Origin of the sequence: Streptomyces doebereineriae, from assembly GCF_031845645.1 — a bacterium.
Lineage (GTDB): Bacteria > Actinomycetota > Actinomycetes > Streptomycetales > Streptomycetaceae > Streptomyces > Streptomyces canus.
This window is the reverse complement of the sequence record NZ_JAVREZ010000004.1, coordinates 147,142-165,675: the sequence shown is the minus strand read 5'-3', so window position 1 is coordinate 165,675 and position 18,534 is coordinate 147,142. Positions and strand designations below refer to the sequence as shown.

The window sequence follows — 18,534 nt, the reverse complement described above, 5'->3', positions numbered from 1 at the left end:
GGCCGGATAGCATCTGGCTCCGATGGACACCGAAGCACAGCCGACGGAGCGCGACCGCTCCTCCCGCCCCGCACCAGGGGCCGTGGAGGGACGGTCGCGTTTCGTGTTGGTGTCGAGGATCACCGAGGGCCTGCCGGGGGGCCGGATCTCCCTGGCCCTGCTCCTCTGCCTGGTCTTTCTTCTGCTGATCAGTACGTTCGTGGTCAGGCCATTCCAGATTCCCAGCGGATCCATGGAAAACGGATTGAGGATCGGGGACCGCGTTCTCGTAAATAGGTTGGCGTACCGTTTCGGTGCCGAACCGCGGCGGGGAGATGTGGTCGTGTTCGACGGAACCGGGTATTTCGGGGACGGGGACTACATCAAACGGGTTGTGGGTGTGGGGGGAGACCACGTGGTCTGCTGCGACAAGGTGGGGAGGATCGAGGTGAACGGCCGGTCGGTCGACGAGTCGGGCTTCCTGTACCCGGGCGACAGCCCGTCCTCGGTGTCCTTCGACGTCGAAGTGCCCGACGGCGCGCTGTTCGTCCTCGGTGACCATCGCAGCGTCTCCAGCGACTCCCGGAACCATCTGGGCTCACCGGGCGGCGGCATGATCCCCGTCGACGATGTTCTCGGTCGGGCCGACTGGATCATCTGGCCCGCCGGCCACGCCACCCGTCTGCACCGTTCCGCCGCCTACGCGCGCGTGCCCGCAGCGGAGGGCGCGCATGGGTAACCGCGGCAAACCGCGCGGTGTGTCGAGTTCCGCCGCCGACAATCTGCTGCCCACCGGCGTCCGGCGTTCCGCCGGTTCCTCGGGCGGCCGTTCGCGCGCGGAGCGGCGCAAGCTCCAGCGCAAGGTCAAGCGGCGCAGAAGGCGCGGCGCGGTCAAGGAGATACCCCTCCTCGTCGGTGTGGCCGTCCTCATAGCCCTGGTCCTGAAGACCTTCCTCGTCCAGGCGTTCGTGATCCCGTCCGGCTCGATGGAACAGACGATCCGGATCGGCGACCGCGTCCTGGTCGACAAGTTCACCCCGTGGTTCGGCTCCGAGCCCGAGCGCGGGGACGTCGTCGTCTTCAAGGACCCCGGCGGCTGGCTCCAGGACGAGCAGACCACGACGAAGAAGGACGACCCCATCGTCGTCAAGCAGGTCAAGGAGGGCCTGACCTTCATCGGCCTGCTGCCGTCCGACAACGAGAAGGACCTCATCAAGCGGGTCGTCGGCGTCGGTGGCGACCGCGTCAAGTGCTGCGACACCCAGGGGCGCGTCACCGTCAACGGTGTCCCCCTGAGCGAGACCGACTACCTCTATCCCGGAAACGCCCCCTCCACCCAGCCGTTCGACATCACCGTCCCGCAGGGGCGGCTGTGGGTGATGGGGGACCACCGTGCCAACTCCGCGGACTCCCGCTCGCACCAGGACACCGACTACGGCGGCACCGTCTCCCTGGACTCGGTGGTCGGACGGGCCATGGTCATCGCCTGGCCCTTTGGGCACTGGACCACCCTGAAAGAACCGAAAACTTACTCTTCCGTGGCCGACTCGGCACCGGGGACGACCTCAGGTTCCCAGGCGTCGCTTAGGGTTGCTCCCGAGGATCCGAACGAAGCGATCCAACTCCCGAGCCCTGCGGAACTCCCGCTCGTTATGGGAGTGGTGGGCCTGCGCCGAACCTGGGGCAGGCGGCGGCACAGAGTAAGGAGTTGGCGTGGGGGATGTGGCGGTTGGCGCACGATCCGGGCACGACGGCGAGGAGCACCGCGGACGCCCCGTGGAAGCAGCCGACCCGGCCGCGGACAGCGCCGTGACCTCCGGGAATGACTCCGGGGCGACCGAGGACGGCATGGCGACGGAGGTAAAGGGAGGGGGGCCCGGCGACTCGGCCCCCAAGGTGAAGAAGCCGCGCTCCTTCTGGAAGGAGCTGCCCATCCTGATCGGCATCGCGCTCGTGCTGGCGCTGCTGATCAAGACGTTTCTGGTGCAGGCCTTCTCGATCCCGTCCGACTCGATGCAGAACACCCTCCAGGAGGGCGACCGCGTCCTGGTCGACAAGCTCACCCCGTGGTTCGGCTCCGAGCCCGAGCGCGGCGAGGTCGTCGTGTTCCACGACCCCGACAACTGGCTGGCGGGCGAGCCGACGGCGGACCCGAACGCCGTACAGACGTTCCTCTCCTGGATCGGCCTGATGCCCTCCGCCGAGGAGAAGGACCTCATCAAGCGCGTCGTCGGCGTGGGTGGTGACACGGTCTCCTGTGAGGGCACCGGCCCGCTGAAGGTCAACGGCAAGGCGCTGAGCGAGACGTCGTACGTCTACCCCGGCAACACCCCGTGCAGCCAGGACGACCAGGGCGGCCAGTTCACGGTGAAGGTCCCCAAGGGCTACATCTGGGTGATGGGCGACCACCGGCAGAACTCCCGTGACTCGCGCTACAACCAGTCGGACAAGCACCACGGGATGGTCCCGGTCGACGACGTCGTCGGACGCGCCGTCGTGAAGGCCTGGCCGCTCAACCGCTGGGGCACGCTGCCCAAGCCCGACACCTTCGACCAGGCCGGCATCAACAACGGGTCGTCCGCCTCCGCCGCCCTGACGGTCGCGCCGCAGGGCATCGCCCTCGTCGGTGTGGTGCCGGTGGCACTGTGGCGGCGCAGGAAGATCACTGTGGAGCGGACCCGCTGACCAGACCCTGGTCACCGGGGGTGCCGCGCGACCTGGCGAAAGCTTTGCGGAGCGGGTGACCCCGGCCGGGGAGGAGGGGCTGCCCCGGCCCGGTACCGCCGGGTAGGGTGCGGGTCCATGGGTGGCGAGAGCACTACGCGTACGGCCCCGCAGAGCGGCGGCACCAGCACGGGCCCGGTGGGCGGCCGGACCGGACAGCGACTGTCCGGACTGGCCGTCGCACTGGGCCTGGTGCTGTTTCTCGGGGGATTCGCCTGGGGAGCGGTGCTGTACCGGCCGTACACCGTGCCCACCGGCTCGATGACGCCCACCATCGACGCGGGCGACCGGGTGCTGGCGCAGCGCGTCGACGGCGACGAGATACGCCGGGGCGATGTCGTCGTCTTCACCGACAAGAGCTGGGTGACCGGCGCCTCGGTGGTCAAGCGGGTGGTCGCGGTCGGCGGGGACACCGTCTCCTGCTGCACGGACGGGAAGCTGACCGTCAACGGTAAGAAGATCGACGAGACCTATCTCAAGGGCAGCGTGGTCGAGGACAAGTCCATCCCGACGGTGAAGGTGCCCGAAGGCCGGCTGTTCCTGCTCGGCGACGAGCGCCAGGGCTCGCTGGACTCCTCCGCCCACCTCACCGACGCCGCCCAGGGCACCGTCGCACGCTCGGCCGTGACCGCTCGGGTCGACGCCGTCGTCTGGCCCATGAGGGGCATGCTGGAGCGCCCCAGTGGCTTCGAGCCGCTCGGCGCGCTCTCCTCGCCCGGACCGCTGCGTACGATCTTCATCCTGATCGTCGCCGGCGCGGTGCTTGTTCTCGGCGGCGGGGCGTACGGGCCCGTCGCCAAGCTCTTCGGCGGGCGCTCCCGCGTCCGGACGGAGCCCGTCGGTGCCCGCTGAGGCGTCGGCCGGGCACGACGACTCGGCCGAAGGCGGACTGCGCAAGGTGGCCCGGGTGGTCCTGCTCGATCCCGAGGACCGCATCCTGCTGCTGCACGGTCACGAGCCGGACGATCCGGCCGACGACTGGTGGTTCACACCCGGCGGCGGACTGGAGGGCGAGGAGACCCGTGAAGAGGCCGCGCTGAGGGAACTCGCCGAGGAGACCGGCATCACCGAGGTGGAACTCGGGCCGGTGCTCTGGCGGCGGACATGCTCGTTCCCGTTCGCGGGTCGTCGCTGGGACCAGGACGAGTGGTACTACCTGGCCCGTACGACGGTGACGGCCACCCGGGCCACGGCCCTGACCGAGCTCGAGCGGCGCAGTGTCGCCGGAGCGCGCTGGTGGACGTGTCAGGAACTGAGCCAGGCACATGAGACGGTGTATCCGACCAGACTCGCCGAGCTGCTGCGCAGGCTGCTCGACGAAGGTCCCCCGGCCGGGCCCGTGACCCTCGACACCGAAATCGTCTAGGTGCTGACGGGACTGGCGCACAATGGTGGGATCGCACGGCTGAAGGGGAACATGCCATGAGCGCCGAGGACCTCGAGAAGTACGAGACCGAGATGGAGCTCAAGCTCTACCGGGAGTACCGCGATGTCGTCGGTCTGTTCAAATACGTGATCGAGACCGAGCGGCGCTTCTACCTGACCAACGACTACGAGATGCAGGTGCACTCGGTCCAGGGCGAAGTGTTCTTCGAGGTGTCCATGGCGGATGCGTGGGTGTGGGACATGTATCGGCCGGCTCGCTTCGTGAAACAGGTCCGGGTGTTGACGTTCAAGGACGTGAACATCGAGGAGCTGAACAAGAGTGACCTGGAGTTGCCGGGCGGGTGACGCTTGCGGGTGACCCGGTTTTCCACAACCGGTGAGTAGTCCACCAAGATCAACTCGGTGGACGGGGGTGCGTGATCGTTGGCGCCGGAGGTGGTGCCGACATGAACGCACGCAGTGCACTCGGCAAGTACGGCGAGAGTCTGGCCGCGAGGCGGCTGACCGAGGCCGGGATGACGGTCCTGGAGCGCAACTGGCGCTGTGGCAGGACGGGCGAGATCGACATCGTGGCGCGGGACGGCGAGGTCCTGGTCGTCTGCGAGGTCAAGACACGGCGGGCGGGTGCCTTCGGGCACCCCATGGCCGCGGTGACCCCCGAGAAGGCGGAGCGCCTGCGGGGCCTCGCCGCCTGCTGGATCCACGCCCACGGCGGTGCGCCACCGGGAGGCGTCCGCATCGATCTGGTGGGTGTGGTCCTGCCGCAGCGCGGCGCGCCCGTGGTCGAGCATGCGCGGGGGGTGGCCTGAGATGGGTTTCGCTCGTACGTGCTCGGTGGCGCTGGTGGGCGTCGAGGGAGTCGTGGTCGAGGTCCAGGCGGACCTGGAGCCCGGGGTGGCGGCGTTCACCTTGGTGGGGTTGCCGGACAAGAGCTTGACGGAGAGCCGGGACCGGGTTCGGGCGGCCGTCGTGAACTCGGGCGGTGAATGGCCCCAGAAGAAGCTCACGGTGGGGCTCAGTCCGGCATCGGTGCCGAAGGCGGGTTCGGGATTCGACCTTGCCGTCGCCTGTGCCGTGCTGGGCGCCTCCGAGCGGATCGACCCGCGTGTGCTCGCCGACATCGTGATGATCGGAGAGCTGGGGCTGGACGGCCGGGTGCGGCCGGTCCGGGGCATCCTGCCCGCGGTACTGGCCGCCGCGGACGCCGGCTATGAGCAGGTCGTGGTGCCGGAGTGCGCCGCAGCCGAGGCTTCGCTGGTGCCCGGGGTCTCCGTGCTCGGCGTCCGCACTCTGCGGCAGCTGATCGCGGTCCTCGCGGACGAGCCGGTGCCCGACGAGGAACCCGACGAGCCGGGCCGTCCCGATCCGCTGCTGGCCGGCCTGCGTGTGCCGGGCACGGGCGCCGCCACCGGCATGCACAGCTCCGGAGCGGCGCAGCAGGACCACGGTCACGACCTGGCCGACGTCGTCGGCCAGATCTCGGCGCGGACCGCGGTGGAGGTGGCGGCGGCCGGGGGCCATCACCTGTTCCTGGAGGGCCCGCCCGGCGCGGGCAAGACGATGCTCGCGGAGCGGCTGCCCGCGATCCTGCCCCGGCTGGCCCGGGAGGAGTCGCTCGAGGTGACGGCGGTGCACTCGGTGGCGGGTCTGCTGCCGCCGGGCAAGCCCCTGATCGATGTCGCCCCCTACTGCGCGCCGCACCACTCGGCCACCATGCAGGCCCTCGTCGGCGGCGGACCCGGTATCGCCCGTCCCGGCGCGGTGTCGCTGTCCCATCGAGGCGTGCTCTTTCTGGACGAGACACCCGAGTTCAACACCCAGGCCCTCGACGCGCTGCGGCAGCCGCTGGAGGCGGGGCACGTGGTGATCGCGCGCAGCGCGGGCGTGGTGCGGTTTCCGGCGAGGTTCCTGATGGTGCTCGCGGCGAATCCCTGCCCCTGCGGCCGCTTCTCGCAGACCGACGACTTCTGCGAGTGCCCGCCCTCGGCGATCCGGCGCTACCAAGCCCGGCTCTCCGGTCCGCTGCTCGACCGGGTCGACCTGCGGGTGCAGGTGGACCGGGTCACGCGTGACCAGCTTGCCGGACGCGGAGCCCGGGGCGAGTCGACCGCCGTGGTCGCCGACCGGGTACGGGCCGCCAGGGAACGGGCGGCGATGCGCTTCGCGGGCACCCCGTGGCGGACCAACAGCGATGTGCCCGGGCGCGAGCTGCGAAGCCGCTGGCACGCCGTGTCCGGGGCGATGGACGAGGCCGAGCGCAATCTGGAGCGGGGCGTCCTGACCGCCCGTGGGCTCGACCGCGTCCTGCGTGTCGCCTGGACGGTCGCGGACCTTGCCGGACACGACCGTCCGGACGCGACGGACGTCGCCCTGGCGCTGCAACTGCGCACCGGAGTGCCCCGGGGAGTGCCCATGGCCATCGGGGCGCTGACATGACCGCCGACGAACCAGACGGCGAGCTGCTCGACCGCGTCTTCCTCGCTCGGGTCGTCGAGCCCGGGGACGAGGTCGGCGGGCGGTGGATTCGGGAGTGGGGTGCGGGGGAGGTCGCCTCGTGGTTACGGGGGTCCGGCAAGCCGTTGCCCGGCGTGAGTGAGAAGCGGTGGAGTGGGTTGCGGGCCCGGGCCAGGGTGGCAGAGCCCCGCCGGGATCTGGCCGTCGCCCACGACGCCGGTGCGCGCTTTGTCGTGCCCGGGAGCGCCGAGTGGCCGGGGCAGCTCGACGATCTCGGAGACGCGCGGCCGATCGGACTGTGGGTGCGGGGGCTGCCCAGCCTGCGGATGTGGGCATTGAGGTCCGTCGCCCTCGTGGGGGCCCGGGCCTGTACCGAGTACGGGGCCCATATGGCGGCCACCCTCGGCACCGGGCTCGCCGAGCGCGGCTGGGTCGTCGTGTCCGGCGGGGCGTACGGGGTCGACGGCGCCGCCCACCGCGGTGCTCTCGGCGCAGGCGGCGCCACCGTGGCCGTCCTGGCCTGCGGGGTCGACCGGCCCTACCCACGCGGACACACCCAGTTGATCACCAGGATCGCGGAACAGGGTCTGGTGATCGGGGAGTTGCCGCCCGGCGATCATCCGACGCCCAGCAGATTCGTGCTGCGCAACAGGGTGATCGCCGCCCTCACCCGGGGCACCGTGGTCGTCGAGGCCGCCCACCGCAGCGGCTCGCTGGTCACCGCGCGTGCGGCGCAGCGGTTGGGCCGTCACACGATAGGAGTGCCCGGGCCGGCCACCAGCAGCCTGTCGGCCGGAGTGCACGAGCTGCTGCGCGGGGACGCCACGCTGGTCACGGACGCGGCGGAAGTCGTGGAGCTGGTCGGCGACATGGGGGAGCTGGCCCCGGACCGGCGCGGGCCCGTGCTGCCGCGCGATCTGCTGGCCCCGGCGGCACGGAGGGTGCTGTCCGCGCTGCCCGGTCGGCGGGAGGCCGGTGTGGAGGAGATCGCGCGCGGGGCGCAGACGACGCGGGACGACGCCATCGCGAGACTGTACGAACTCCGTGCACTTGGTTACGTCGAACGACACGGCGACAGCTGGAAGTTGACACGCCAGGCGATGATCTCCGTCCGGGGTGGTCGCGGCCCGCGTTGACCGAGCGTGTTCGGCCGTCCGGGCGAGGCCCGAAGCCCTTGCGGTTTCCCGCAGTTGGAGTGTTCCGGTGATCACACAGGGTGATGCCTGTGCCCCGGGAGAGCGGTCGGCGGAACGCATCTGCGCATGCACTCGGCCACGCTGTTTGCGCACTGCGACTCTTCAGTCACGCTACGCTCACGGGGATTCCGACGCACTTCACGTTACTTCACGGCAGAACGGCACAAGGCGACGAATGCCCCAGCACACTTCCGGGTCCGACCGGGCGGCGATCCCCCCAGCCGCCCGTGACGGTGGCAGCGTGCGGCCGCCCGCTCCCTCGACGCTCGACGAGCTGTGGCGGTCGTACAAGGCGACGGGAGACGAGCGGCTGCGTGAGCAGCTGATCCTGCACTACTCGCCGCTCGTGAAGTACGTGGCCGGGCGGGTGAGCGTCGGGCTGCCTCCCAATGTCGAGCAGGCGGACTTCGTGTCCTCGGGGGTCTTCGGGCTCATCGACGCGATCGAGAAGTTCGACATCGACCGGGAGATCAAGTTCGAGACGTACGCGATCACCCGGATCCGGGGCGCGATGATCGACGAACTGCGGGCGCTGGACTGGATCCCCCGGTCCGTGCGGCAGAAGGCGCGCAACGTCGAGCGGGCGTACGCGACGCTGGAGGCGCGGCTCAGGCGGACGCCCACGGAGGGGGAGGTCGCCGGCGAGCTGGGGATCGCGGTGGACGATCTTCACGCGGTCTTCAGCCAGTTGTCGCTGGCCAACGTGGTGGCGCTGGAGGAGCTGCTGCATGTCGGGGGCGAGGGCGGCGACCGGCTGAGTCTCATGGACACCCTGGAGGACACCGCCGCGGACAACCCCGTGGAGGTCGCCGAGGACCGGGAGCTCAGACGGTTCCTGGCGCGGGCCATCAACACGCTGCCCGAGCGCGAGAAGACCGTCGTCACCCTGTACTACTACGAGGGGCTCACCCTCGCGGAGATCGGGAACGTGCTGGGCGTGACCGAGAGCCGGGTCAGCCAGATCCACACCAAGTCCGTGCTGCAACTGCGGGCCAAGCTGGCCAGTTTCGGTCGCTGACCTGGCCGTACGGCCTCTCGGTCACGGCTGGTCGGGTGGAGTGACTCCCGTCCGCAGTGGTGCGTCCGTACAGTGGTTGACGTGCCAAGGATTCGAGCGGCCTCCGTGGCCGAGCACCGGTCGATGCAGCGAGCCGCCCTGCTGGACGCGGCTCGGTCTTTGCTGTCCGAGGGCGGGACGGAGGCGCTGACCTTCCCGGCTCTCGCCGAGCGGACGGGGCTCGCGCGGTCGTCCGTGTACGAGTACTTCCGGTCGCGGGCCGCCGTGGTCGAGGAGCTGTGCGCGGTCGACTTCCCCGTCTGGGCCGCGGAGGTCTCGGCGGCGATGGCCGCGGCGGAGGCCCCCGAGGCCAGGGTCGAGGCGTATGTGCGCCGGCAGCTGGCGCTGGTGGGGGACCGGCGGCACCGGGCTGTCGTGGCCATCTCCGCGAGTGAGCTGGACGCGGGGGCCCGGGAGAAGATCCGGGCGGCGCACGGGGGGCTGGTGGCGATGATCGTCGAGGCGCTCGGCGAGATGGGGCATGAACAGCCTCGGCTGGCGGCGATGTTGGTGCAGGGCGTTGTGGATGCGGCGGTGCGCAGGATCGAGCTGGGGGCCGCGGAGGAACCGTCCGTGATCACCGAGGCCGCGGTTTCCATGGCGCTGCGGGGTGTGCGGGGCTGAGGCCGGGTGGGCGCGGGTTTCGCGTGCCCGCGCTTGCGAAGCCGCCTCTGTGGGTCGGGAGCCGCACCAGGCGGCTGCTGCCCGCGGTCAGGGCAGCGGGACGTCCAGTACCGGGAGCAGTCTCGACGGACCCCTGCGCAGCAGCCAGGGCGGGAGCAGGGACAGGGGATCCAGGTAGGTCTCGCCCCTCCGTAAGCCCCAGTGCACACAGGTGGTCGTGCAGTGGGAGCCCGTCGGTTCAACTGTGCCCATCACCTCGCCCGGCGCCACTTCGGCGCCCTTCTTCACCGACGCCGTCACCGGTTCGTAGGTCGTTCGAAGGTCAGTTCCCGTCAGTTCCACCGAGACCACACCCTTCCCCGCCACCCGCCCCGCGAAGGACACCCGGCCCGGCGCCACCGCTCGTACCGGGCTTCCGGGAGGCGCCGCCAGGTCCACGCCCCGGTGGCCGCGGCCGTACACCGTCGCCGGGGGCTCCCAGCCGCGCAGAACCGTCGGACGGGCGCCCACGGGCCAGGCGCGGCCGATCGCCGGGACCGAGGTGTCGGTGGCCGTCGGGGTGAGAAAGGGCGGCCGGGGTGTGGGCGCCGGCGCCGTCAACAGCAGCAGAAACCCCAGCACCAGCCACGTACCGCATCGCCCGTATCGCTTCGCTCGCATGCGGAAACCGTCCCGCACCTGACCCGGTCATGGCCGGGACCTGTGGACCACTCCCGGGTTGTGGACAACGGCGTCACCCGGTACCTCGCGGGTCCCGTACACTTCTTCTGGCGATCCGGGTCACCGGGTCGACTTCGCACGCCCCGACATCTGGCCCTCAAACAGCCGGTGTCAGCGCCTCTCGGTCCCTAGTGGCAAGGCGCATCGCGGGCGTCAGGCGCGAGTGCCATCCGGCGCGCGCGGCACAACCGAGAACACCAAGGAGAACGGCCATGGCCGTCGTCACGATGCGGGAGCTGCTGGAAAGCGGCGTCCACTTCGGTCACCAGACCCGTCGTTGGAACCCGAAGATGAAGCGGTTCATCTTCACGGAGCGCAACGGCATCTACATCATCGACCTGCTCCAGTCGCTGTCGTACATCGACCGCGCCTACGAGTTCGTCAAGGAGACCGTCGCCCACGGCGGCACGGTCATGTTCGTCGGCACGAAGAAGCAGGCGCAGGAGGCCATCGCCGAGCAGGCCACCCGCGTCGGCATGCCCTACGTCAACCAGCGCTGGCTGGGCGGCATGCTCACCAACTTCTCGACCGTCTACAAGCGTCTGCAGCGCCTCAAGGAGCTCGAGCAGATCGACTTCGAGGACGTCGCCGCGTCGGGTCTGACCAAGAAGGAGCTTCTCGTGCTCTCGCGCGAGAAGGCCAAGCTGGAGAAGACCCTCGGTGGTATCCGCGAGATGTCCAAGGTGCCCAGCGCCGTCTGGATCGTGGACACCAAGAAGGAGCACATCGCGGTCGGCGAGGCCCGGAAGCTCAACATCCCGGTCGTCGCCATCCTCGACACCAACTGCGACCCCGACGAGGTCGACTACAAGATCCCGGGCAACGACGACGCGATCCGCTCCGTCACCCTGCTCACCCGTGTGATCGCGGACGCGGTCGCCGAGGGCCTCATCTCCCGCTCTCGTGTCGCCACCGGTGACAAGGGCGAGAAGGCCGCGGGCGAGCCGCTCGCCGAGTGGGAGCGCGACCTGCTCGAGGGTGGCGAGAAGAAGGCCGACGAGGCGCCCGCCGCCGAGGCCGCTCCGGCCGCGGAGGCCACCGAGGCTCCTGCTGCCGAGGCCCCCGCCGCCGAGGCTGAGGCCCCCGCTGCCGAGGCCCCGGCTGAGGCGCCCGCCGAGGAGGCGCCCGCCGCCGAGGCCGCTCCGGCCGCGGACGCCGAGCAGGCCTGATCCGTCAGCGTCAGGGGTGACGGCGGGAGCGGGGGCATGAACTCCGCTCCCGCCGTTCACCCGTAGGTCAGCGGAGAGTCGGCGGCCCCCGGCTGAATGGGGGCCGTGGACCCCGTAGATCTTCGATCTTCCAGACTTCGAGAAAGATTCACAGACTCATGGCGAACTACACCGCCGCCGACGTCAAGAAGCTCCGTGAGCTCACGGGCGCCGGCATGATGGACTGCAAGAAGGCGCTGGACGAGGCCGCGGGCGACGTCGAGAAGGCAGTCGAGGCGCTCCGGATCAAGGGCCAGAAGGGCGTCGCCAAGCGCGAGGGCCGCTCCGCCGAGAACGGCGCCGTGGTCTCGATCATCGCCGACGACAACTCCTCCGGCGTCCTCGTCGAGCTCAAGTGCGAGACGGACTTCGTCGCCAAGGGCGAGAAGTTCCAGGCCGTCGCCGACAAGATCGCGCAGCACGTCGCCGCGACCTCCCCGGCCGACCTGGATGCCCTGCTCTCCTCCGAGATCGAGGCCGGCAAGACCGTCCAGGCGTTCGTGGACGAGGCCAACGCCAACCTCGGCGAGAAGATCGTCCTGGACCGCTTCGCGCAGTTCGCCGACGGCTTCGTGACCGCGTACATGCACCGCACGATGCCCGACCTGCCCCCGCAGATCGGTGTCCTCGTCGAGCTGGACAAGCCCAACGCCGAGGTCGCCCGCGGTGTCGCCCAGCACATCGCCGCCTTCGCGCCGAAGTACCTCTCCAAGGAGGACGTGCCGGCCGAGGTCGTCGAGTCCGAGCGTCGCGTCGCCGAGGAGACCACCCGCGCCGAGGGCAAGCCCGAGGCCGCCCTGCCGAAGATCGTCGAGGGTCGCCTCAACGGCTTCTTCAAGGACGCCACGCTGCTCGGTCAGCCGTACGCGCTCGACAACAAGAAGTCGGTCCAGAAGGTTCTGGACGAGGCCGGTGTCACCCTGAAGCGCTTCACGCGCATCAAGGTCGGCATCTGAGTCCGTACCGCGAGCGACGCGCGGGCCCTATAGGGTCGTCAGCAGTCGTCCGGTACGCCGCCACGCACGCGCGTGGCGGACGACAGCAGATCTGACGAGGAGGCCATTGCCGCGCATGGGATGCGAACCAGTTCCCACCGGCAATGGCCTTCTTCGTATGTGCAACAGGTGAAAGAGGCGGGATCCCCATGACCACCAAGGCCCAGAAGAGCGACGACGGCAATGTGCGCGGCCGGTTTCTGCTGAAGCTGTCCGGAGAGGCGTTCGCCGGTGGCGGGGGCCTGGGTGTGGACCCCGACGTGGTGCACAAGATCGCCCGTGAGATCGCCGCCGTCGTCCGGGACGGTGCCGAGATCGCCGTCGTCATCGGTGGCGGCAACTTCTTCCGCGGTGCCGAACTCCAGCAGCGCGGCATGGACCGCGCCCGCTCGGACTACATGGGCATGCTCGGCACCGTGATGAACTGCCTCGCCCTCCAGGACTTCCTGGAGAAGGAGGGCATCGACAGCCGGGTGCAGACCGCCATCACCATGGGCCAGGTCGCCGAGCCGTACATCCCGCTGCGTGCCGTGCGCCACCTGGAGAAGGGCCGCGTGGTCATCTTCGGCGCCGGTATGGGCATGCCGTACTTCTCCACCGACACCACCGCCGCGCAGCGCGCCCTGGAGATCGACGCCGAGGCGCTGCTCATGGGCAAGAACGGCGTGGACGGGGTCTACGACTCCGACCCGAAGACCAACCCCGACGCGGTCAAGTTCGACGCCCTCGGATACGGCGAGGTCATCACCCGTGACCTGAAGGTCGCCGACGCCACCGCCGTCACGCTGTGCCGCGACAACAAGCTTCCGATCCTGGTGTTCGAGCTCCTGGCGGAGGGCAATATCGCCCGCGCCGTCAAGGGTGAGAAGATCGGCACGCTTGTGGGTGAGCAGGACAGCCGGGACTGACCCGGGATACACCCGGTCCCTGACCGGGGGATGGACAATGTCCTGCCGGTCGGGAACCGTGCAGGAAGAAGACGCGACGCAGCCGGCCGCCGCCCCCACGCACACGGAACAGCAGCCGGGCCTACTCAAGACACGCAGGAGCAAGTGGTGATCGAAGAGACCCTCCTCGAGGCCGAGGAGAAGATGGAGAAGGCCGTCGTGGTCGCCAAGGAGGACTTCGCCGCGATCCGCACCGGGCGTGCGCACCCGGCGATGTTCAACAAGATCGTGGCCGACTACTACGGCGCGCCGACGCCGATCAACCAGCTGGCTTCGTTCTCCGTGCCGGAGCCGCGCATGGCCGTGGTGACCCCGTTCGACAAGACCGCCCTGCGCAACATCGAACAGGCGATCCGCGATTCCGACCTGGGCGTCAACCCGAGCAACGACGGCAACATCATCCGGGTGGTGTTCCCCGAGCTCACCGAGGAGCGCCGCCGCGACTACATCAAGGTCGCCAAGGCCAAGGCCGAGGACTCGCGCGTGTCCATCCGCTCGGTCCGCCGCAAGGCCAAGGACGCGATCGACAAGCTCGTCAAGGACGGCGAGGTCGGCGAGGACGAGGGCCGCCGTGCGGAGAAGGAGCTCGACGACGCGACGCACAAGTACGTCGCCCAGGTGGACGAGCTCCTCAAGCACAAGGAAGCAGAGCTTCTCGAGGTCTGATGAACGACTCTTCCTGGGCGACGCCGCCCCACGCCGGGTACTGGGGGCCGTCCGACCAGGGGCCTGCTCAGGGGGCTGACCCGGCGGGTCCCGCGTACGATGCGCATGACGCGCAGCACACTCGGCCCATGCCCATCGTGCCCGACGGACCCGCTGTACCTCGATACGGCGGCGACCAGGATGACGACCGGGGGGCCGCTCGGCTGAGCGGTCCCTTGTTCCGGGACGACCAGTTCCGGGACGAGGCGTTCCGGAACGAGAGGTTCCGCGACGAGACCACGTCGGCGCAGCCCCACGCGGCGGCGCCGCAGAAGCAGAATCCGGAGCCCATGCCCGACTCCTCGCAGCCGGCGCCCGCGCCGCAGAAGAAGAGCGCGGGGCGGGATCTGGGTGCCGCCATAGGGGTCGGGGTCGGACTCGGTGCGGTGATCATCGCGTCGCTGTTCTTCGTCAAGGCCGCGTTCGTCGGCGTGATAGCCGTCGCCGTGGTCGTGGGTCTGTGGGAGCTGACCAGCAGGCTTCAGGAGCGCAAGGGCATCAAGGCGCCGCTCGTGCCGCTGGCGCTCGGCGGCGCCGCGATGGTCGTCGCGGGGTACGTCAGGGGCGCCGAGGGGGCCTGGGTCGCCATGGCGCTCACGGCACTCGCCGTCCTCGTCTGGCGGATGACGGAACCGCCGGAGGGCTATCTCAAGGACGTCACGGCGGGCGTCTTCGCGGCGTTCTACGTCCCGTTCCTGGCCACGTTCGTCGCGATGATGCTGACGGCCGAGGACGGGGCGGCCCGGGTACTGATGTTCCTGCTCCTGACCGTCGTCAGCGACACCGGCGCGTACGCCGTCGGCTGGCGCTTCGGCACCCACAAGCTCGCGCCGCGCATCAGCCCCGGCAAGACCCGTGAGGGCCTGGCCGGAGCAGTGCTGTTCGCGATGGTGGCGGGCGCGCTGTGCATGCAGTTCCTGATCGACGACGGCACCTGGTGGCAGGGCCTGCTCATCGGCCTCGCGGTCGCGGCCAGCGCGACGCTGGGTGACCTGGGCGAGTCGATGATCAAGCGGGACCTCGGCATCAAGGACATGGGCACACTGCTGCCGGGCCACGGCGGCATCATGGACCGCCTGGACTCCCTCCTGCCGACGGCTCCGGTGGTGTGGCTGCTGCTGGTGCTGTTCGTGGGCTCCGGCTGACCTACTTCGCGTGTACGGCTTTCCGGGCCCCCGTCCTGTTCAGGGCGGGGGCTGCGTCGTCGGGGTCGCACGGCCTTCGGGGTGCGGATCCTCGGGCCGTCCCGTGGGCCGTCAGAGCTCCTGGGCCATGTTGAAGACGCCATCCAGGGCCCGGCGCGCACGCGGGCTGCTGCTCGGCATCAGGTGGGCGTACACCGGCAGTGTCATCGCTGGGAGCGTGGCCGAGGTACCAGAAGTGGCGAAGGGTGGGCATCAACCGCCTCAAGCAGTGGCGCGGCATTGCCACCCGCTACGAGAAGACCGCTGAATCAAAACCGCCTAGCGGCGGGTGAGGCGGGTGAGGGTGACCCCGTTGGGGAAGGCGGTGCGCTCGGCGACGTCGAAGACCGTGGGGTCGAAGGCACCGTCGACCACCGGGATTCCGGTACCGGCAACGACCGGATACGTCTTGATCAGCAGCTCGTCCATCTCGGGCAGCAGGGTGCCCGCGAGCCGGCCGCCCCCGCAGAGCCAGATGTCCAGGCCGGCGCCCACCTCGCCCTTGAGCTCGCGGACGAGGGAAAGCGGGTCGCTCGGCACGACGGTGACGGCTGGGTCGGTGTCCGGCTTGAGGGTGCTGGACACGACGTACTGGCGCAGGTGTGCGTACGGGCTGGTGATCCCGTTGTCGAGGGCAGGACGGTAGGTACCGAGACCCATGACGACGGTGTCGAAACGCCGGTTGGGCGCGTCTTCAACGCCGACGGCCGCGCGGTAGGCGGTCGGGACGGTCTCCGGGTACAGCGCGTTCATCCAGATCGAGTAGGCGGCGGTCTGCTGCTCGTCGCCCTGCGGGAAGAAGTCGAACTCGCCACCGGGGCCGGCGATGCGGCCGTCGAGTGAGACGCCGACGTAGTACACGAGCTTTCGCATAGTAATCCCCCACACGTAGTACTCTACTTGAAGTGGTTTGAACGTAGTACTACATGCGGAGTGGTGTCAATGGTGAGACGGAACGACCAGCGGCGTGCGGCCCTCGTGGACTCGGCGATCGAGGTGCTGGCCCGGGAAGGGGCACGCGGCCTGACTTTCCGGGCTGTGGATGCCGAGGCAGCCGTTCCCGCCGGCACGGCGTCCAACTACTTCCCCAGCCGCGACGACCTGCTCACTCAGGCCGGCGCCCGGGTCTACGAGCGACTCCAGCCTGATGAGGCGACGATCGCCCGCCAACAGGCGGCCGGCCGCGACCGGGAGACCTATGCGCAGCTGATGCGCGAACTCGTCGGTCGCATCGCCTCCTTCCGTACCGGTTACCTCGCGCTGCTGGAACTCCGCCTTGAAGCCACGCGCCGCCCCGAACTACGCAAGGTCCTCACTCAACGAGTGCGGGCCGACGTCGACGCCAACGTCGCCTATCACGAGGCCTCCGGCCTCCCTGGCGACGCCATGGCGGTCAAGCTGCTCATCCTGACGCTGAACTGGTTGATCGTTGAGCAGCTCACACTGCCGGACGTCTTCACGGAGGCAGAGCGTGAACAACTGGTGACGGCCGCCGTGGAGCGCATCGTGGCACCGGAATAGATGGCTCGGCCCCAGAATGGCCCCAGGCGGCTGCGGAGGAAGCGGGCTGGATCGGACCGGCCGCGGCATGTGCCCGCCCTTGGTTCCGCCGCTGATCCGAAAGAAACGGCCCGACTACTGGGACACTCCGGGGGCTACGTCGAGACCGGTAAGTCTCCGCTGCAGGCTGCTAACCGAGAGGTACGGGAAGAACTCGGCATCACGCCGACGCTCGGCCGCCTCCTGGCCGTCGACTGGGCGCCCAGCGCTACCGCGGGCGACAGCGAGCTTGCTCCGGAGGCCGTGGACGGGATCCGCCCGCAGGTCGAGGAACTCAACAGCTCACATTCGTGGCCCCGAACGAAATCATGGACCGGACGATCCCTTGGTTGGCCCAACGCCTCCTTGCGGCGATCGACGCCCGAGCGGCGAGCGCCTCGGAGTACCAAGAGCATGGCCAGGCGTCGAGCGATGTAGCGGCATAGCCGAGCCCGAAGACCTTCATCCCAGCGGGATAAGACTCTCCCTACTTCATCAAGGCCCGCGCCCGGCGGCTGGGGCAGAAGGTAGGAGACACCCTCTGTGGCTGGGGCGGTCGGCTCCACGGCTTTGGGCAGCCACTTTGGGGCGAGCCTCCAAGATCATGGCCCCGACGTCGTGCTTTAACGGGCAGGTCCACAGACTGCCCGAGTCACCCGAAGCTTAACGGGCCATGATCACTCGCCCCAAAGCCGCTCCAGCCCAAAACCGCTCCGCCGACCTACGTCATGGACTGGCACGTACGACACGGCGAGCATCTCCCTTGACCCTCCTCAGGGCGATGTCATAGGCCCAGGCGTAAGTGGAGACCTTTTTATCGATAGAGAAGTGTCGCCCTGTTGCCGTGTCCAGGACGCGATGGAACTCATCCATCAGGTCCGGCCAGGCTACTGCCCCGAGATCATCATCCGTCCAGCCGTAGAGGGATTTCAATTCCTCCTTCACCGCCGAAAAGAAGGACAAAGGTTCGCGGGATTCCTTTCCGGTCGGGGCATTGCGTCTCCGCGGAAGTTCCTTCACCTCCTCGGGTGCGTCCACCCACTTGTCCGGACTGTCCCTGAGCTCTGCGTAGTCGATCCACGCCCAGAAGCTCTCCGCATCAGCCACATCCGGAGCCTCCGCGTGATGGTCTGAACACAGCAGCGCAAAATTCCTGACATCCATCGAGCCCCCGAGCGCAGTCGGGACAACGTGTGCCCGCTCAACAGGCTTACGCCAGCACACCAGGCACGCGGCTTCCTCCAGGCCTAGATATTCGGCAATGGCCCGTACGGTGGGCGCCGTCTTCCTGTCGACCGGCTCCTTTTCTCGAGGCTGAATTCCTAGCGATCCGGCATCGTACCCGTACTTACTGCCATCGTCTGGATGATTGATCCGCAAGACGTCCGGAATGTCATTACTCTGCTTACGCGGGTTCCGTGCACCGTAGAAGGGAGTATGAATCTCCGTTAGGTAGTCCCCAAGAAATCCGAGCGCGAAGTCCTGGATCAATTCAAGGGCGTCGTGGTCGTATCCGCCCGCTTCATTCCTGTGTCCCTGGATGTCGATGTAGAGAAACCGTGGGGCGCCTGGCGATCTTTTCTCGGCTGCCTTGATGCATTCGAAAATGCGAATAGCGCTTCGCTCGAAGTTCTCGTACACCTTCATGTCATGGTAAATCGCAACGCCCTTTTGGGTCTTCTTTTTCCGCGTCTGCTGTCGCGTCTTCTTGGCCACGAGCCCCCCTAGGCCATGGTCTTGTATGGCACTCGGAGCATGGCAGACCGCACTGACATCCAGCAGCCGAAGTAGCTGATGCTGAACCTGAAGTGCTAGG

Annotated in this window: 21 protein-coding genes; 18 read left to right on the top strand and 3 right to left on the bottom strand. The window is 68.9% G+C overall.

Features of this window, described 5'->3' with window-relative positions:
- The first annotated feature begins 22 nt into the window (after positions 1-22).
- The 11 genes from lepB (RNB18_RS13680) (at position 23) to RNB18_RS13630 (ending at position 9,420) form a co-directional block, all read left to right on the top strand.
- The gene (lepB, locus tag RNB18_RS13680; protein WP_311714387.1) at positions 23-718 is read left to right on the top strand and encodes a signal peptidase I; all 696 of its coding nucleotides are present in this window, start codon (positions 23-25) and stop codon (positions 716-718) included.
- The gene (gene lepB, locus RNB18_RS13675) at positions 711-1,805 is read left to right on the top strand and encodes a signal peptidase I (RefSeq protein ID WP_311714386.1); all 1,095 of its coding nucleotides are present in this window, start codon (positions 711-713) and stop codon (positions 1,803-1,805) included. Before lepB (RNB18_RS13680) ends, lepB (RNB18_RS13675) begins: the two co-directional genes overlap by 8 nt.
- Positions 1,693-2,664 (top strand): signal peptidase I, encoded by a 972-nt coding sequence (gene lepB / locus RNB18_RS13670; protein ID WP_311714385.1) that lies wholly within the window; start codon positions 1,693-1,695, stop codon positions 2,662-2,664. The genes lepB (RNB18_RS13675) and lepB (RNB18_RS13670) overlap by 113 nt, the downstream gene beginning before the upstream one ends.
- A 117-nt stretch (positions 2,665-2,781) precedes the next feature.
- Positions 2,782-3,555, top strand: coding sequence for a signal peptidase I (gene lepB, locus RNB18_RS13665; RefSeq protein WP_311714384.1), 774 nt, complete (start codon positions 2,782-2,784; stop codon positions 3,553-3,555).
- A complete protein-coding gene (locus tag RNB18_RS13660) occupies positions 3,545-4,069 on the top strand; it encodes an NUDIX hydrolase (RefSeq protein WP_311714383.1) in 525 nt (174 codons plus the stop codon). Before lepB (RNB18_RS13665) ends, RNB18_RS13660 begins: the two co-directional genes overlap by 11 nt.
- A 56-nt stretch (positions 4,070-4,125) precedes the next feature.
- Entirely contained in the window at positions 4,126-4,434 is a 309-nt protein-coding gene (locus RNB18_RS13655; protein ID WP_003965949.1) for a DUF2469 domain-containing protein, read from the top strand.
- A gap of 101 nt (positions 4,435-4,535) precedes the next feature.
- A complete protein-coding gene (locus RNB18_RS13650; protein WP_311714382.1) occupies positions 4,536-4,898 on the top strand; it encodes a YraN family protein in 363 nt (120 codons plus the stop codon).
- A gap of 1 nt (position 4,899) precedes the next feature.
- Complete coding sequence (locus RNB18_RS13645) at positions 4,900-6,525, top strand: YifB family Mg chelatase-like AAA ATPase (protein ID WP_311714381.1); 1,626 nt, start codon at positions 4,900-4,902, stop codon at positions 6,523-6,525.
- On the top strand, positions 6,522-7,679 hold the full coding sequence (dprA, locus tag RNB18_RS13640) for a DNA-processing protein DprA (protein ID WP_311714380.1): 1,158 nt from the start codon (positions 6,522-6,524) through the stop codon (positions 7,677-7,679). Before RNB18_RS13645 ends, dprA begins: the two co-directional genes overlap by 4 nt.
- A gap of 235 nt (positions 7,680-7,914) precedes the next feature.
- Positions 7,915-8,757 carry an RNA polymerase sigma factor WhiG gene (whiG, locus tag RNB18_RS13635; protein WP_057616558.1) on the top strand — a complete coding sequence of 281 codons (843 nt, stop codon included), beginning with the start codon at positions 7,915-7,917 and terminating at the stop codon, positions 8,755-8,757.
- Positions 8,758-8,862: 105 nt separating this feature from the next.
- Positions 8,863-9,420 (top strand): TetR/AcrR family transcriptional regulator, encoded by a 558-nt coding sequence (locus tag RNB18_RS13630; protein WP_311714760.1) that lies wholly within the window; start codon positions 8,863-8,865, stop codon positions 9,418-9,420.
- Positions 9,421-9,507: 87 nt separating this feature from the next.
- On the opposite strand, the gene RNB18_RS13625 is transcribed toward RNB18_RS13630, so the two are convergent.
- Positions 9,508-10,080, bottom strand: a complete 573-nt coding sequence (locus RNB18_RS13625; protein ID WP_311714379.1) for a murein hydrolase activator EnvC family protein — start codon at positions 10,078-10,080, stop codon at positions 9,508-9,510.
- Between the two features lie 272 nt (positions 10,081-10,352).
- Between RNB18_RS13625 and rpsB the strand changes: the two genes are divergently transcribed.
- The 5 genes from rpsB (at position 10,353) to RNB18_RS13600 (ending at position 15,140) form a co-directional block, all read left to right on the top strand.
- Positions 10,353-11,309, top strand: coding sequence for a 30S ribosomal protein S2 (rpsB, locus tag RNB18_RS13620; RefSeq protein WP_311714378.1), 957 nt, complete (start codon positions 10,353-10,355; stop codon positions 11,307-11,309).
- A 158-nt stretch (positions 11,310-11,467) separates the two neighbouring features.
- Positions 11,468-12,304, top strand: coding sequence for a translation elongation factor Ts (gene tsf / locus RNB18_RS13615; protein ID WP_266559017.1), 837 nt, complete (start codon positions 11,468-11,470; stop codon positions 12,302-12,304).
- A 188-nt stretch (positions 12,305-12,492) separates the two neighbouring features.
- Positions 12,493-13,251: a UMP kinase gene (gene pyrH, locus RNB18_RS13610; RefSeq protein ID WP_311714377.1), complete on the top strand. Its 759-nt coding sequence runs from the start codon at positions 12,493-12,495 to the stop codon at positions 13,249-13,251.
- 147 nt (positions 13,252-13,398) lie between these two features.
- Positions 13,399-13,956 (top strand): ribosome recycling factor, encoded by a 558-nt coding sequence (frr, locus tag RNB18_RS13605; protein ID WP_057616820.1) that lies wholly within the window; start codon positions 13,399-13,401, stop codon positions 13,954-13,956.
- Positions 13,956-15,140 carry a phosphatidate cytidylyltransferase gene (locus RNB18_RS13600; protein WP_311714376.1) on the top strand — a complete coding sequence of 395 codons (1,185 nt, stop codon included), beginning with the start codon at positions 13,956-13,958 and terminating at the stop codon, positions 15,138-15,140. Before frr ends, RNB18_RS13600 begins: the two co-directional genes overlap by 1 nt.
- Positions 15,141-15,458: 318 nt before the next feature.
- On the opposite strand, the gene RNB18_RS13595 is transcribed toward RNB18_RS13600, so the two are convergent.
- Positions 15,459-16,052 carry a dihydrofolate reductase family protein gene (locus RNB18_RS13595; RefSeq protein WP_311714375.1) on the bottom strand — a complete coding sequence of 198 codons (594 nt, stop codon included), beginning with the start codon at positions 16,050-16,052 and terminating at the stop codon, positions 15,459-15,461.
- A 69-nt stretch (positions 16,053-16,121) separates the two neighbouring features.
- On the opposite strand from RNB18_RS13595, the gene RNB18_RS13590 reads away from it, so the two are divergent.
- Together RNB18_RS13590 and RNB18_RS13585 are read left to right on the top strand one after the other, a co-directional pair.
- Entirely contained in the window at positions 16,122-16,700 is a 579-nt protein-coding gene (locus RNB18_RS13590) for a TetR/AcrR family transcriptional regulator (RefSeq protein ID WP_311714374.1), read from the top strand.
- Entirely contained in the window at positions 16,701-17,156 is a 456-nt protein-coding gene (locus RNB18_RS13585) for an NUDIX hydrolase (protein ID WP_311714373.1), read from the top strand. It begins immediately after the preceding gene.
- A 288-nt stretch (positions 17,157-17,444) separates the two neighbouring features.
- On the opposite strand, the gene RNB18_RS13580 is transcribed toward RNB18_RS13585, so the two are convergent.
- Positions 17,445-18,434, bottom strand: coding sequence for an HNH endonuclease signature motif containing protein (locus RNB18_RS13580; RefSeq protein ID WP_311714372.1), 990 nt, complete (start codon positions 18,432-18,434; stop codon positions 17,445-17,447).
- Positions 18,435-18,534: the final 100 nt, after the last annotated feature.